The following is a 13,421-nucleotide window of genomic DNA, read 5'->3' on the forward strand; positions in this document are numbered from 1 at the left end:
GCAGCCCGTGCAAGGCCGGCCACCTGTGCAAGGCCATCTCCGTCCTTCAAAACCACCGGCTCGCGCAGGCCGCGTGAGGATGAAAAGCATTCAGTGATTCCTTCCTCTGCAAGGGCAACGGCCAGTTGTTGTGCGGCGACCAAAGGATGAGGCGGCAGTTCGTTCATGTACTGAGCGTTGCCGTCATGAAACCGCAGGTGAACGGCCTAGTGCTGCTGGTGGTACGGGTATTCCTGTCACGAATATCGGTACGGTCGAGGTCGGCGGCTTAACCTATCGTTGTGACCCAGATGCCGCCGCAGTTCTGGTCCGGGCCAGTCGTGGCCGCCGCTCTCGCCGAGTGCGATCTACCAACCATCCTCGAAGAGGTGCGGCGGGCGCACGGTTGGACGCAGGGCCAGCTCGCTGAGGCGGTCGGCTACTCCCAGAGTTGGGTGTCCAAGGTGTTGCGTGGTCGTCAGCCGCTCACTGTGGACCAGGTTCGGGAGATATCCATCCAGATCGGGGTGCCGCTTCACTTGCTCCGATTCGGAGCCCGAGGGGATGACGATCCGACGAAGCGCAGAGATTTCGGCAAGGCGCTGGCGTTGACCGCGCTGGCGGGGGTGGCCCTGCCCAAGCGTCCCGATGTGGACGAGACGACGGCTGCCACGCTGACCAGCATCACCGGCGCCCAGCGTCGGTTGGAGTCCGTCACGCCTGCGCGTGAACTCGCCAGGCCGGCTGTGGCGCAGGTCGATCTCGTGAGCCGGGTTCTTGGCCGCGCGTCGCGGTCTCCGCATGCTGACGAGATCCGAGCCGGTCTGAGCGCGTCGGCAGGCTTCGCGGCTTGGGTGCACGCCGATATGCAGGACACCGGTTCGGCGCGGCTCTACTACCGTCGCGCCGTCGACAGTGCACGACAGGCCAACCATGCGCTGCTGGCGGCGTACATGATCGGCAGTCTGGCTGCGTTCGAGATCGACGCCAACGACCCGCTGATCGGACTGAATCTCTTGGCGCGGGCACGGCGGGAGATCGGGGAGCGGCCCCCGGCCATCGCTCGTGCGTGGCTGTCGAGTCTCGAAGCGCTCGGCCATGCGACCGCGCGGGACGAGGCGGCGGCGCTTCAGGCGTTGAGTGTGGCTGAGGCGGCGGTACGGGCTGGTGAGCGGGCAGCCGCTGCACCGCCTTGGCCGTGGGTGTTCCCGTTCGATCACGCCAAGCTGGCGGGGTATCGGGCCCTGGTGATGGTACGGCTCAAGCGGCCGGTTGAAGCCGTTGCCGCGTTCAACGAGTCGCTTGCGTCGGCCCAGCCCGGTGCGAAGCAGCGGGGTGTGCTCATGACGGAAGTGGCGACGGCTGAGGCCATGTCGGGACGCTATGACGAGGCGCTGTATCTGGCGTCCAATGCGCTTACGGTGGCGACGACGTACGGCTCCGAGCGTGTCCTGCACCGGGTCAAGAACTTCCGCCGATCGTATGCCGGGCCGTCGTCCAGCGCTTTGCGCTCGTTCGACGAGCGCCTTCACGCCACTCTGATCTAGGGGAATCATGGTTCGCATCGCTGTGTCCGGCCATCGGGGCTTGCCGGAGGAGACCGCCGTACTGATCGACGGGGCGGTACGCCAGGCGCTCGCGGAGTACGGTCCTGAAGTCGCAGGGTTGTCCTGCCTGGCGGACGGGGCTGATCAGATCTTCGCTCGCGCGATACTCGACCTCGGCGGCGTGCTGGAGGCCGTGATCCCGGCCAAGGAGTATCGGGACGGGCTGCCGGGCGAGTGCCATGCTGCGTACGACGAGTTGCTGGGCCGAGCGGTCCAAACTCACAGGCTGGACTTTGTGGAGTCCACCGCGGAGTCGCACATGACGGCCAGCGCGCGGATGCTGGACGACGCCGATGTGTTGTTCGCCGTCTGGGACGGGCAGCCCGCCCGAGGCTATGGCGGGACTGCTGACGTGGTGGCCGAGGCGCGGCGGCTGGAGGTGCCCGTGCGGGTGATCTGGCCTGATGGGGCCCGGCGAGATTAGGAACCTCTAGACGCTAGGCGCCTGGTCAGGCGGCTAATGAACCTCTAGGCCTGCCTCTAGACCTAGAGGTGATCTCTCTAGGTCTAGAGGCACAGGGTTCTATCGGTTCTCGCCTGCTTGCTCCCGTGCGATCTTGCGAGCGATGGCGATCCGTTGGCGTGCCACCTCGGCCCAGAAAGTCTCTCCGTGGCGGTGGCCGCTTCCGGCATAGTGCCATGCGTCTACCGTCACGGTCTTCTCTGGATCGGGAGGCGGAGCGCCAGTGATCAGCCGGGCTTGCTCGGCGCGGAAGTCGGCGCGGGCCTGTCGAAGGTCCCCGAGTCTGATCGAGTAGTGGCGGGACTTGGTGGAGAAGTGTCCTCGGTAGCCGAGCATGTGCGCCCACTGTCGCAGGAGCAGAGTTCGGTAGGGCTGGAGCTCGGCAAGGCTGAAACAGGTGTAGATCATGCGGCGGGCGTGCTCGGTGACCTCCAGACCGGCGATCTGTCCGGCATGCCGAATCGGACGGTCTACGGTGCCCGCGGACTCGGCTCCCTTGGTGGCGTACTTGGCCACGTACGCGGCAACTCGCTGATCGCTCAGTCCGCCCAGCTCAGCTGAGACGTAGACCGGTCGTACGTCGAGCTGATCGCCCCACCGGACCCAGCGAGGGCGGTCCGTCCTCTATGCGGACCGCGACCTGACCGGCGGTCCGGCGTATGGCCCGGTCGAGCAGGCCGATCGTGATGCGGTCCGGGGGGCGGTCAGCGGGCCCGTCCGGTCCGTCGAGTCTGACGATGGCATGGAAGTGGACCAGGCCGCGCGCTTGATACTCGGCGACCTTGGCATACGAGAGGCGGACCATCCGGCGCAGCTCCGTTCGGGTGATGCCGAGCAGGCGGGCCAGGACGCTCGGCACGGTCTTGGTGAACTCCCGCCAGAGCATGCCTGCGTGGGCGTTCCACAGGACGGCTCCGATGTAGTCGTAGCAGTCCACGCACAGGGGTTGCCCGACCTGGACGTCATCGCGCTCGTGACGCGAACCGCACCTCTGCGGCCGGCCATGCTCGCAGACGGGACGGTCCCGACGAGGACGGCATGGGAGCGTCCGGCCGGACTGCTCGCGGTGGGCGTGGACGGCACCGAATGAGGGGGCGGTGAAGGTGACAAACGCGCGGGGATGCTGGCTGACCTCCTCCGGAACGCCCTTGCCGCCGCGTAGGCCAGTGATGATCAGGTGGTACGTGTCGTCCCTGTAGACCGCCGAGCAGGCCGGGCATCTGGACGCGCGCCGGTTGCCGCAGGCTGTGAGCAGGAAGCCGGTCGGTTCGTCGGCGGTCCGGTACATGTCGAGGATTTCACCCGTCCGGCTGTCCAGCGTGTACCGCTCGCCGTGTAGCCGGATCGGTTGGGCACAGCCGCCCGTGGCGTGGACCATCTGTTGCCAGCGGGCGAAGTCGGGCATGACCGCTCGCTGCATCACGGCCAGCATCTCGGGTGACAGGTGAGGAACCTCGCTCATGCGGCGTCCTTCCCGGAGGAGCCGTCGGGCGGGGTTTGGCGGGCGACGCACACGCCGAGCACGGTGGCGATGCGCTGCCATTTCTCTTCTGACCAGCGAGGGGATCGTGCGGCTTGCTGCTTGCCCCACTCCTGGGCAGACAGCTCGTTCGATTGGTTCAGGTGGCCTCCTCAGCTCGTGGGCGGGAGCCACCGCCGTACCTGACGAGCACGACCAGACGCCAGCGCCAAGACAGCCTGATAGCGGCCATTGGCGGTGGTACCAGCAGCGAGAGAACAGGAATGGAGTGCGGCGAGAAGGTGAATGGCGCGCTCTGTTTGGACACCTGCCGTCGGGGCCGGGAAATCCGACGGGTCATCGGTGGTCGTGGATGTGCTTGCCCGGAATCGTCTATGCGCCTTGAGGTGATTCGCCGAGATGTTCGCTGCGGTCGTGCTGTAGAGGGACGGTGGCTCTTGGTGTGAGTACGTTGTACCGCTCGGAGAACGTGTTTACGCAGGTCGGAGTTCCGGTGGGACGCGGACGCAGACGTCCGGTACGTACCGTGGGCGTCCGGGGGTGTCCGTAGAAGTCCGGTTGTCACCGGTGGTTCCGAGGGCAAAGTAAGAAGGCTGTCGCCCGCGGGTAAGGGGGACAGCCTTCCGGGACGTCCTGGACGTCTTGGGCTCAACCTTCTCGCCAGATCGGCTCAAGCAGGTCGGGGTTGAACTTCCTGCGTCCCTTGCCGGAGGGATAGATGATCACGGCTAGGAGGGCTTCGCGGATGTAGGACCGCTTGATGGTGAGGGGAAGTCCGTCTTCCTCCTCTGGCAGGTACCAGCGCCGTCGGATGTCGCTGATGTCGGTGTCGGAGCGGGCTTGGCGGCGTTGAGCGGCGGCGGTGAAGCCTTGAGCCTCGGTGCGAAGGCGGGCGATGCGCTTCTCAAGGTCCGGCGCTGTTGAGAAGAACAGCTCGTTGGTGATGTTGCCCGCCGTCCACTGGACGCGCAGCTCTTCCAGGCGGGTCTTTGCTCCCTCGTACTCCGCCTGGCCCGGCCACTCGGCGGGCGCGGTGGATGCAGCGAGTTGGACCTGCTCCAGCTTGGCGAGGACCGCTTCCGAGATGAAGAGATCGACCATGTCGCCGCGCCGCCCGAGTCCGCCGCAGCCACCAGCGGTCTTTCCGGGACAGATGTAGATGTGCTGGACGCAGTCCTTGCTGTGGGTGACGCGCAGCGAGGTGTTGCAGAGGGAACCGTCCGGCTTGGCGCGACCGCAGCGGAGGAAGCCGGTGAGCAGGTAGTTCGGCTCGCGGAAGTCCGGTGTGAGGATGTGGCCGATACGCCCGTCCCGGTGGATGTAGTGACCTCTGCGGGCATCGAAGATGTTCTTGACCGCCATCCACTGCTCGGGTGTCACGATCGGGTCCCACTGCCCGACGACGGGATTGCCCGCTGTGTCTCGGACGAGTTCGCCGTTGATCTCCCGCCATCCGCAGATGCGGGGATTCTGGACGGTGATCTTGAGTGAGGTGGAGGTCCACTCGTTGCCAAGAGAGGTCTTCGCGCCCTCCCGACGCCATTGGTTCGTGATGGAGTGCAGCGAGCGGCCTGCAATGAGGTCGAGGACCGCCTGTCGTACGAGAGGTGCCTCCTGGGGGTCGAGGGTGAGCCGGTCGGGCTTCCAGCCGAACGGGCGCGTACCGCCGACGGGCAGTCCTTGCTCGGCTCGCGTGCGATGCGAGCGGCGCATGCGGCGCTGCATCTTGCGGACCTCCATCTTGGAGATCACCGCACCGAAGAGGCCCATGCTCTCGGTGTCCTCGCTGTAGAGGTCCTTCGGGCCGCGAGCATCGGCGAACACGCGGCCGTCCTGGTAGGTGATCGCTTCGACGAAGCGTTCGTAGTCGCCGGGACGCCGGGCGAGACGGTCTTCGGCGACGATCACGACGCCTTGCACCGCCGTACCGTTGGGAAGTTCGCCGGCCCGCAGAGCCCGTAGCATGGCCTCGAAGTCGTCGCGTACGACGTCGGCCTTGGCGGCTGACTTGTCGTTGTCCGTGTACTCGTGGACGACCGTCCACCCGTGCCGTTCCGCCGTCTCCCGGTTGAGGCGGTGCTGGTCCTGCACCCCGTGCTCATCCCGCCTGATGTCAGCGGAAATGCGAGCGTAAGAGACGACTGGGACATTGGTCATGTAACTCTCCTCGCATGAATTGTTGCGGAGAGTTAAGTTCTACCACCAGCAGTACCTCTTCAAGGTGCCTGACGGGTACTGCGGGATCGGCGGGACTGGCGTCGCCTGTCCGGCAGGTCTGACCTCCGGCGAGGCATAGACCTGCGGAGAGCTGATGCTAGCTCTTGATCGCCTGGTCTGCCGATGTCGATCAAGAGCCGTAGCGCACCCAAGGGCACGGCATGCTGGCCAAGGCGTGGATACGGTCCTCCTGGCGCGCTTGAACGAGCGGCCGGCTGTTTTCGCCCGGTCGGCATCCCCTTCCTGTGTCGGCCTCGCGGAGATCCACGCCTTCATCGCCAATTCGGGCCCTGGGGTAGCGGCATGCCCATGCGTCTGTTGACGGCCGTCTTTCACCGTGTGCGCCCGTAAGCCGCTAGCGATTTCGCTTGCGCTTGTTTCGTTTGTTGCGGATACTGCGAAGAGGGGGTGACGTCATGGGTGACGTGCAGGCCAAGCGAGTTCAGCCGGGGAGCATCGATGCCGAGGTAGCCGGCCGCGCGGTGCGCCGGATCAAGGATTACCTCATGCGGTATCCCGAGCAGCCGACCGTCCGGGTCGCCGGAGAACACGGGGGTGAGGATCCGTTGATCCTGCCTCGCGAAGCCGTGAGTCTGCTCGCCTTCATCCTTGCCCAAGCAGCCGAAGGACGCGGAGTCACGGTGATTCCGTCGCATGCTGAGCTGACGACACAGCAAGCGGCGGACATGCTGAACGTCTCACGCCCGTACGTGATCAAACTTCTGGAGGCGGGAGAAATCCCCTTCCGGTTGATTGGCAAGCACCGCCGAATCAGGTACGAGGATCTTCAGGAGTACAAGCGGCGCGATGACGCCAAGCGCCGGACCGCGGCCGATGAACTTGCTGCGCTGGGGCAAGAGTTGGGCATCTGAGCCATGACATTCGTGGTGGTCTACGATGCGAACGTGTTGTACGGCAACACGCTGCGTGACCTGCTCATTCGCCTCGCCATGACGGGACGGGTGCAAGCCAGGTGGACCAACAGAATCCTTGACGAGATGCAGCGCAACCTTGCCATCAACCGGCCCGACATTCCTGCGGAGAAGCTCGGCAGGCTCCGCTGCCTGATGAACTCCGCTGTCCGAGACTGCCTCGTCGAGGGGTACGAGCCGCTGATCGAAGGGCTGAAGCTGCCCGACGCTGATGATCGGCATGTCCTGGCTGCGGCGATCAAGGTGGGCGCGGGGGTGATCGTCACATCGAATCTCAAGGACTTCCCTGCCGACGACTTGGCGCCATGGGATATCGAGGTGAAGTCGCCCGATGACTTCGTGCTGGACCAAATCGACCTGGACGGAAGGATCGTTTGGGCTTGTGTGCAGCAGATCGCGGATTCACGGACCAGCCCGCCGGAGACCGTTGATGATGTGCTCGACGCGTTGGAGGCGGCGGGCCTCGTCGAAGCGGTCGCTGCTCTTCGAGCGGGCTGAAGTCCTCCCAAGCTGGTTCTGTAGCGCGCTACCGCCAGCAGTACCTCTTCAAGGTGCATTGCGGCATCGGTGGGACTGGCGTCGTCTGTCCGGTCGGCCTGACGTCAGGTGAGGCCTGATCGGCTCGGCCTGATCCACGCTGGGTGGATCAAGGCGGAGAACGCGAGGGTCTTCTGCGAGATCCTTGCGTCGCTCATCGGGTATGGATTCGACGATCTCGACTGGCAGGTGGTTGAGACGGGGTTGTCCAGCACGAGGCTTGATCTCAGGCTGGCGCAGGCGGTGGGCGGCTCGGTGGTCTCGGTCGAGGTGTACGGCGCTGTGGGCGACGTGCTTCGGGGACAGGTGGAACTGGCCTGTGATGTGGCCGCCGCTTACGGCATGAGCCGTTGACAACCGCAGGGATATCCGAGCCTGCGGGCTCACCGCCCACGCATCTGGCTCAGATTCGCTCCCTGTAGCTGAGCGGTAGATTACGCCGTGTCCGGGTTGTCTTGCGAGGATGGCTTCAACCAGGCCTCGAACCAGTCTCCCGGTTCGACGCGTAGACCCGGATCCAGGGTTGACCGCCCTGGACGTCAGCTCGGGTATCGGAGTCTCAGCTCGTCCATGGCGAGGTCCCAGAAGGACCTGTAACGCTTTGCGCCGGGTTTCCAGGGCGCAAGGTACCAGGCTTCCCATTCGCCTTCAGCAGTGCGGATGTGGGGATTGAGAAGGACCACTCCGTCATCCCAATACCCGGCTAGAAAGGTGTCGGGCACGTACTCCGCTCTGTAATGAATGGAGTCCTGCTCCGGTCCGTAGACGAAGTAGAGCTCGTCGGGCACGCTCCATGAGTTCTCGGGTTTGGGTTCTGACCAGCTCTCGGCAATTGAGGGATCGACGTCACTGAGCCGGCCGACTTCCTCGATGCGCAGCAGGCGGCAGTCGTCCTGGCTGCCCCACCCGTTGGCGAACAGGAGAAACTGCCGGTAACTCGGCGGCAGCTCCACACCCAGCCGCTTTTCTATCTCGCGGACCTCTGCTTCGGTGGCCGGCGGATAGATAGTGCCGAGCGGGCTGGCCGCGGGGTGGTCAGTAGCCGCGGTCGCGGGATGCCGTGCGGGGAAGCGGTCGGACCATGGGTACTGGGTGTTCATCGCGAGGAAGGTCTCCCGTTCCGAGTGGCTTGGGGTGATTGCATCTGCATTCCCCAGGTCAGGTCCTCTTGGGGCCATGGCCTCGGCCAGAGGCGCCTTCAGGAGAAACCTCTGTTGCCTCGGATATTCTATGGCCGGCGTAATCCTCTTTACCTGAGTAGGGATTTCCGAGACGGCTGTGTCGGTGGCCTCGGTGCGGACTGCCGAGCCGATGCGCTTGACGGCCGCAGGAGCTCATCAGCGCGGCGAACGTTATCGCGAACGTGGCGCTCATTGCCCTTTGTGGGCACGGGTCATCGTAGTAATTGCAAGGAGCCGTTCTCATCGTGGCTGACGGCGGGTCTCGGCGGAGTGCAAGACGAGGAGGGCCTGCACGATCGCGGTGCGGTCGCCGAGTGCCAGGGCCTTGGCGTGGAGCCCATTGACTCATTGCCGGTGCGGCAGGTCCCACAGGTGGAGGATGGTCTGGTCCTTGGAGACCGTGTACCAGGCGGCATGCCCCGCTGATCGGGGAGAGCCCGAGACAGGGAAGGGGTAGACGACCTGGCCGCGCAGGGCCATCGTGCGTGGGTCGACAAGCCAGTGGCGGGGGTCCTGCGCGTGGTCCTCGGTGCCGACCACGGCGGTGTCGTCGTAGGGGAACGCCGCCGCCTCATAGTCCCAGCGGACGCGGTCGTCGTCCGAGCTCGGGGGAAGGGGCACGGCTTCGTCGGCGTCCAGATGCCGTAGTTCGGTGCCATCCTTCGCCCGGTGCAGGTAAAGGGTCCACTGCCCCAGGTCCGTGGTCAGGAAGTGCTCCCCGGACGGGCTCACGGCGAGGAGGACCTCCTCGACGAACCGCTGGACGGTGAGGTTCGCGCCGTCCCAGTGTCCCCACAGCACGGGCGAGTTCTCCTCGCCCTCGCCGATGGTCAGCCCCATGTACGCCGGGTTCGGATGGGGGAAGTGGATGGAGCCCGATCCCACGGTCATCGTCTCGGCCCGGGTCAGCACCGTGCCGTCGGCGGGGTCGAGGATCAGCCATTCCTCGTGGACGTCGCGCCTCGCGTGGTTGCGGATGTGGGCCCAGAGGAGCTTGCCGTCTGAGGAGAAGGCCGCCGAGCCGCTGTCCGCGTGGCCGTGGTGGTAGTCGTCGGCGTACTCGGAGAACGAGGCATGAGCCTTGGTGCACTCGGCGGCGGACCAGCAACCGTGCCGGATCTCCCACCGCACGGTGCCGGTCGAATCCACGGCTCGCAGCGCGTGCACGCCGGCGAACACGGCGAGATCGCCGGTGGGAGAGACCGCCACCGAGCCGTACCGGCGGGGCCAGGGCGCGGGGAAGCGGACCTCCGTCCCCTCCCCGTCCAGGTCGCGGACGGCCAGCTCGGTGTCCCCACGCTGCACCAGCAGCCTGCGCCCGGGCCAGTGCAGCACCTGTGGGCCGTCCGCCGAGGCGGGGTCGAGCGGAGCGGCGGCGGTGGCCACGAGACGAGCGGCGAACTGGTTGGAACCCCCGTGAATGGCATCGTTTGGCACAGTCGCATGGTTTCACAGGCCTCAGATGGTGCAGATGGCGTGAAGTCACCCGCTTTGTCCAGCCTTTCTGCGGTCGAGGCCGTCGCTGCCCTTCGGTACAGCGCACATCAGATTGTGTTCTGACATACACTGCTGAGGTGAGCGCTAGTCATGCCGACGCAGTGACCTTCTCTGATCTGTCGAGAAATCCGCGAGCGGTAGCCGAACGTGCGGCACGCCTTGGGCGGGTGCGTGTCACGCACCGAGACGCGCCGGACTTCTACTTGACCGCAGCGGATCGCGAAGAAGAGCGCGAACGGACTCTGGCCACCGCGTCTCGTTTGTTCCTCGCGCTGATCAAGCATGATCCCACCGCACGGGCCCTGGTCATCGCCATGCCCGAGGTTTTTCCCTGGGTTCGCCACCTGTCTTCGACCGAGCTGCGAGCCTTCACGCTGGAGTTGGTCGAGGCCCTTTCCGATGCGGCTGAGCTGGACGTCGACGCCACCAGCCAGGAGGTCATTGCGGGCTGGCGGGCCACTGCCAGGATCAAGGCGGATCCTGCTCACTATGCCGAGGCGCGTAAGGGAACGAGCGGTGATTTCGGGCCGGTGCAGGTTTCTGCATGAGCCCGAAGCGCGGAGACCGGGTGACGGTGCCGCCTCCCGATGGCGAATGGGATGTCCGGTTCGGTACCAGCGAGGCAGTCCGGGGTTGGGAAGAGCTGTGCCGCCATGCTCTGGCCAATACGCGTCGGTGCTTCGAGACCCTGCGGCTTGATCCTCGAACGGGCGCGGGTCATGATCGGCAACATCGGCTACGTGGCGACCTCGCGATCCATCGTCACAACAGCAAGGATCTGGAGCAGTGGGAGTTCGAGGTCACCAGCGGCGGACGCGTCCGCTACGTCATCGATGACGACACTCGTACCGTCTGGGTGATCTACGCATCACCTCGACACCCGAAGGACACCGAGTAGGCGGCTGTTGTCGCGTGAGGCTTCGGGCTCTGAGTCTTGATCCTGGGGAGGGCAGGTTGCCCGGACATGAATCACAGGCCGGTGAGCTGGGCCATGGCGTTCTCCGGGCACTCAGGCGGTGGGAGGGGCTGATCGAGGACATGGAGGGGTGGCCTGGTCAGGGCTCTTGCATGGTCTATGAGTTCCTCGATGATCTGACCTGTCGGGATGCTCTGGAGGACTGCTGCGAGACCCTGCACGGGGCGGCTCGCACCAGGGTCGTCAGCAGGCTGAGCCGTCTCGACGACCGCTATCGCGCTGTGACGTACGACGACGGCGGGGCTGAGCTCGCCCAGTATTGGCGGTCTCTTGCCGAGGGGCGCGAGACCCGATGGTGGTGGACTCGAAGGCCGAACCATCTGCCTCCGGGCTGGTAGCCGCCTGGCGTCGGTGTCGGCGTCCCTTCTCTGGGTGGATCAAGGAGGAGAACGCGAGGGTCTTCTGTGAGATCCTCGCGTCGCTCATCGGGTACGAATTCGACGATCTCGACTGGCAGGCGGTTGAGACGGGGTTGTCCAGCACCGACGATGAGCAGGAAGAACGCTGGCACGGCTATCCGCTCGTCGGGGAGACGGCGAGGCTTGATCTCAGGCTGGCGCAGGCGGTGGGCGGCTCGGTGATCTCGGTCGAGGTGTACGGCGCTGTGGGTGACGTGCTTCGGGAGCAGGTGGAACTGGCCTGTGATGTGGCCGCCGCTTACGGCATGAGCCGTTGATCACCGCAGGGGATATCCGATACGGCGACAAGTTCCGCTAGGCGTGACGCCAGGTGGGCTCACCAGCCACCAGAGCGGATCCAGTGTTTTGCTACTTCGAGTAGTAAACTCAGGCCATGAGCATGCCAGAGCGAGACTTCGGGCCGGGGGACGGTCCGGCCGCCAAGGTCAGTGTGTCTCTGAGAACGGGCAACATCCGCGCTGTCCGAGAGCGGGTCGGGGCCCGCGGGTTTTCCGCCTACGTTGATGCCGCTGTGGAGCGTCAGATCGAGCGGGACCTTCTGGAGGAAGCCCTGCAGGTGAACGAGGCCGCCTCCGGGCCCATCCCGCAGGACTTGCGTGACGAGGCGGCGGAGTTGTTCCGCCACGTGAAGTCCGCGCCCGAACTCCAAGAGGAGGACTCATGGCGCGCGCACGAAGCCGGTTGAGCGCGGGCACTGTCGTCCTCGATTGCGAGGGGCTGGTGAAGTGGTGCGAGGCAGACCAGCGGGTGACGGCGTTCGTCAGGGAGGCGCAGGACAACGATTTTCGGGTTGTGGTCAGCGCCATGACGCCGATCGAGGCGCAAGACGTTCGGGTCAAAGGGGATCGTCTCAGGTGGTATCTGTCCCGGTTGAAGATCGAACCGGTGACCGAGGACATCTCCTCGCGAGCGATCGAGCTTCTTCGAGATGCCCGGCTGCACGGGCACAAGTACGCCATTGACGCCGTGGTCGCGGCCACCGCGCTGCGTTCGGTGCGCCCTGCCGTCGTCCTGGCGTCTGATGAGGACGACATGAGCAAGCTGTGCGGGAAAGCAGTGCAGGTGGTCGTTGTCTAGGCTGCGTGAGGGCCGCACAGATGTCGGCGGCACCGCGGTTGTCGTCGGCGTCGGCCTGTCGTAGCCAGTTCTGCAGGCACGACCGGCTGACGCGCAGGTCTTTGGCGAGCTGGACGAGTGGTTTGTCGCCTTGGCGCGCGAGCTCGACCGCGCGGCGCCGGAACTCTGGTGGGTGAGGTGCGGGCATGGGGACTCCTTCTGCGGCACTGGCAAGGGCGTGGCCTGGCCTGGCCTGGCCGGTCGGCTTGAGGCCCGGTGAGGCGTAGCGGTTTGCAGGGCGACTCAGGTACGTGACTCTTACTAGCCGAATCCTGGTAATCGCAGGACGCTGTGCTCGCGCGGCCATAGCATCGTTGCTATGGCCTGGGGTGCCGTGGAGCTCGAGCCGGAGGTTCGGGAGTGGCCTGGAGAAGCTATCGGCGGAGTCGTTCGCGCGTGCGGCTTTTTACATCGACTTGTTGGCGGCGGAGGGTCCGCTCCTCGGGGACCCATACACGCGACAGCTTGATGGCAAGCTGCGCGAGCTACGGTTCTACCTTGATGATCTGACCATGCGGATCAGTTACTGGATCGCACCGCAGCGGCGGGTCATCCTTCTGACCGTTTTCCGCAAAACGCGAATGAGGGAAGATCGAGAAGTTGACCGGGCGCGGCGGGCGCTGTACCGCTGTAGGGACGAGGCGCACTCGGTGGACGAGGAGTGGTGATGACCGAGCGGACCGATTGGGCCGATCTCCGGGATCGACGGCTGTCCGAGCCGGGTGCGGCCGAGGCTTACGATGCGACTCGTCTTGCCTTCGAACTCGGTCGGGCAGTGCGGCGCATGAGGGAATCCCGTGGCTGGAGCCAGAGCGAGTTGGCTCGGGCTGCCGACATGACGCAGTCGGCCGTGGCTCGTTTCGAGGCTGGAGGCACCGTTCCGACGTTGCCGGTCCTCGAGCGTCTGGCCCGAGCTCTGGACGCCGATCTGGAAGTACGGATCCTTCCACGTGCTCCTGCGGCCTGAGTGTGAACCGTGGGTTCGCCACCTGGCTCCCGACGAACTTCGTGCTTTCG

16 protein-coding genes and 2 pseudogenes are annotated in these 13,421 nt (G+C 65.4%); 13 read left to right on the top strand and 5 right to left on the bottom strand.

The window, feature by feature from the left end:
* The first annotated feature begins 290 nt into the window (after window positions 1-290).
* Together ACWDXC_RS38705 and ACWDXC_RS38710 are read left to right on the top strand one after the other, a co-directional pair.
* Window positions 291-1,526 carry a helix-turn-helix domain-containing protein gene (locus ACWDXC_RS38705; protein ID WP_449991054.1) on the top strand — a complete coding sequence of 412 codons (1,236 nt, stop codon included), beginning with the start codon at window positions 291-293 and terminating at the stop codon, window positions 1,524-1,526.
* Window positions 1,527-1,533: 7 nt separating this feature from the next.
* A complete protein-coding gene (locus ACWDXC_RS38710) occupies window positions 1,534-2,010 on the top strand; it encodes a hypothetical protein (RefSeq protein WP_449990823.1) in 477 nt (158 codons plus the stop codon).
* Between the two features lie 99 nt (window positions 2,011-2,109).
* On the opposite strand, the pseudogene ACWDXC_RS38715 reads toward ACWDXC_RS38710, so the two are convergent.
* The 3 genes and pseudogenes from ACWDXC_RS38715 to ACWDXC_RS38725 all read right to left on the bottom strand — a co-directional run.
* Window positions 2,110-2,604: pseudogene (locus ACWDXC_RS38715) on the bottom strand (replication initiator); the annotation flags it as partial.
* Complete coding sequence (locus tag ACWDXC_RS38720) at window positions 2,603-3,592, bottom strand: replication initiator (RefSeq protein ID WP_449990826.1); 990 nt, start codon at window positions 3,590-3,592, stop codon at window positions 2,603-2,605. The gene ACWDXC_RS38720 and the pseudogene ACWDXC_RS38715, both read right to left, overlap by 2 nt.
* Window positions 3,593-4,177: 585 nt before the next feature.
* Window positions 4,178-5,686, bottom strand: coding sequence for a recombinase family protein (locus ACWDXC_RS38725; RefSeq protein WP_449990829.1), 1,509 nt, complete (start codon window positions 5,684-5,686; stop codon window positions 4,178-4,180).
* Between the two features lie 40 nt (window positions 5,687-5,726).
* On the opposite strand from ACWDXC_RS38725, the pseudogene ACWDXC_RS38730 reads away from it, so the two are divergent.
* The 4 genes and pseudogenes from ACWDXC_RS38730 to ACWDXC_RS38745 all read left to right on the top strand — a co-directional run.
* Window positions 5,727-5,825 (top strand): annotated as a pseudogene (locus tag ACWDXC_RS38730) (peptide-methionine (S)-S-oxide reductase MsrA); the annotation flags it as partial.
* A 337-nt stretch (window positions 5,826-6,162) separates the two neighbouring features.
* Window positions 6,163-6,618 carry a helix-turn-helix domain-containing protein gene (locus tag ACWDXC_RS38735; RefSeq protein WP_357584684.1) on the top strand — a complete coding sequence of 152 codons (456 nt, stop codon included), beginning with the start codon at window positions 6,163-6,165 and terminating at the stop codon, window positions 6,616-6,618.
* 3 nt (window positions 6,619-6,621) lie between these two features.
* Window positions 6,622-7,176 carry a PIN domain-containing protein gene (locus ACWDXC_RS38740; protein ID WP_449990832.1) on the top strand — a complete coding sequence of 185 codons (555 nt, stop codon included), beginning with the start codon at window positions 6,622-6,624 and terminating at the stop codon, window positions 7,174-7,176.
* A 108-nt stretch (window positions 7,177-7,284) separates the two neighbouring features.
* Window positions 7,285-7,569 carry a hypothetical protein gene (locus ACWDXC_RS38745; protein WP_449990835.1) on the top strand — a complete coding sequence of 95 codons (285 nt, stop codon included), beginning with the start codon at window positions 7,285-7,287 and terminating at the stop codon, window positions 7,567-7,569.
* Between the two features lie 185 nt (window positions 7,570-7,754).
* Here the strand turns inward: ACWDXC_RS38745 and ACWDXC_RS38750 are convergent, their stop codons facing one another.
* Window positions 7,755-8,315: an SMI1/KNR4 family protein gene (locus ACWDXC_RS38750; protein WP_449990838.1), complete on the bottom strand. Its 561-nt coding sequence runs from the start codon at window positions 8,313-8,315 to the stop codon at window positions 7,755-7,757.
* Between the two features lie 426 nt (window positions 8,316-8,741).
* On the bottom strand, window positions 8,742-9,833 hold the full coding sequence (locus tag ACWDXC_RS38755; RefSeq protein WP_449990841.1) for a hypothetical protein: 1,092 nt from the start codon (window positions 9,831-9,833) through the stop codon (window positions 8,742-8,744).
* Between the two features lie 137 nt (window positions 9,834-9,970).
* On the opposite strand from ACWDXC_RS38755, the gene ACWDXC_RS38760 reads away from it, so the two are divergent.
* From ACWDXC_RS38760 to ACWDXC_RS38790, 7 genes are all read left to right on the top strand, one after another.
* Window positions 9,971-10,441 carry a hypothetical protein gene (locus ACWDXC_RS38760; protein ID WP_449990843.1) on the top strand — a complete coding sequence of 157 codons (471 nt, stop codon included), beginning with the start codon at window positions 9,971-9,973 and terminating at the stop codon, window positions 10,439-10,441.
* Window positions 10,438-10,791, top strand: a complete 354-nt coding sequence (locus tag ACWDXC_RS38765) for a hypothetical protein (RefSeq protein WP_449990846.1) — start codon at window positions 10,438-10,440, stop codon at window positions 10,789-10,791. Before ACWDXC_RS38760 ends, ACWDXC_RS38765 begins: the two co-directional genes overlap by 4 nt.
* A gap of 370 nt (window positions 10,792-11,161) precedes the next feature.
* Window positions 11,162-11,545 (top strand): hypothetical protein, encoded by a 384-nt coding sequence (locus tag ACWDXC_RS38770; protein ID WP_449990849.1) that lies wholly within the window; start codon window positions 11,162-11,164, stop codon window positions 11,543-11,545.
* A gap of 116 nt (window positions 11,546-11,661) precedes the next feature.
* On the top strand, window positions 11,662-11,973 hold the full coding sequence (locus tag ACWDXC_RS38775) for a hypothetical protein (RefSeq protein ID WP_219504514.1): 312 nt from the start codon (window positions 11,662-11,664) through the stop codon (window positions 11,971-11,973).
* On the top strand, window positions 11,949-12,365 hold the full coding sequence (locus tag ACWDXC_RS38780) for a DNA-binding protein (protein WP_449990852.1): 417 nt from the start codon (window positions 11,949-11,951) through the stop codon (window positions 12,363-12,365). Before ACWDXC_RS38775 ends, ACWDXC_RS38780 begins: the two co-directional genes overlap by 25 nt.
* A gap of 368 nt (window positions 12,366-12,733) precedes the next feature.
* Entirely contained in the window at window positions 12,734-13,072 is a 339-nt protein-coding gene (locus tag ACWDXC_RS38785) for a type II toxin-antitoxin system RelE/ParE family toxin (protein ID WP_449990855.1), read from the top strand.
* On the top strand, window positions 13,072-13,371 hold the full coding sequence (locus tag ACWDXC_RS38790) for a helix-turn-helix domain-containing protein (RefSeq protein WP_219504518.1): 300 nt from the start codon (window positions 13,072-13,074) through the stop codon (window positions 13,369-13,371). The genes ACWDXC_RS38785 and ACWDXC_RS38790 overlap by 1 nt, the downstream gene beginning before the upstream one ends.
* The last annotated feature ends 50 nt before the right edge of the window (window positions 13,372-13,421 follow it).

The organism is Nonomuraea sp. NPDC003214 (genome assembly GCF_053590035.1).

Bases quoted from the DNA above. Each gene is read 5' to 3' on its own strand.
- ACWDXC_RS38705 (WP_449991054.1), top strand. From the start codon at position 291: ATGCCGCCGCAGTTCTGGTCCGGGCCAGTCGTGGCCGCCGCTCTCGCC.
- ACWDXC_RS38710 (WP_449990823.1), top strand. From the start codon at position 1,534: ATGGTTCGCATCGCTGTGTCCGGCCATCGGGGCTTGCCGGAGGAGACC.
- ACWDXC_RS38720 (WP_449990826.1), bottom strand. From the start codon at position 3,592: ATGGCAGCGCATCGCCACCGTGCTCGGCGTGTGCGTCGCCCGCCAAAC.
- ACWDXC_RS38725 (WP_449990829.1), bottom strand. From the start codon at position 5,686: ATGACCAATGTCCCAGTCGTCTCTTACGCTCGCATTTCCGCTGACATC.
- ACWDXC_RS38735 (WP_357584684.1), top strand. From the start codon at position 6,163: ATGGGTGACGTGCAGGCCAAGCGAGTTCAGCCGGGGAGCATCGATGCC.
- ACWDXC_RS38740 (WP_449990832.1), top strand. From the start codon at position 6,622: ATGACATTCGTGGTGGTCTACGATGCGAACGTGTTGTACGGCAACACG.
- ACWDXC_RS38750 (WP_449990838.1), bottom strand. From the start codon at position 8,315: ATGAACACCCAGTACCCATGGTCCGACCGCTTCCCCGCACGGCATCCC.
- ACWDXC_RS38765 (WP_449990846.1), top strand. From the start codon at position 10,438: ATGAGCCCGAAGCGCGGAGACCGGGTGACGGTGCCGCCTCCCGATGGC.
- ACWDXC_RS38770 (WP_449990849.1), top strand. From the start codon at position 11,162: ATGGTGGTGGACTCGAAGGCCGAACCATCTGCCTCCGGGCTGGTAGCC.
- ACWDXC_RS38775 (WP_219504514.1), top strand. From the start codon at position 11,662: ATGAGCATGCCAGAGCGAGACTTCGGGCCGGGGGACGGTCCGGCCGCC.
- ACWDXC_RS38780 (WP_449990852.1), top strand. From the start codon at position 11,949: ATGGCGCGCGCACGAAGCCGGTTGAGCGCGGGCACTGTCGTCCTCGAT.
- ACWDXC_RS38790 (WP_219504518.1), top strand. From the start codon at position 13,072: ATGACCGAGCGGACCGATTGGGCCGATCTCCGGGATCGACGGCTGTCC.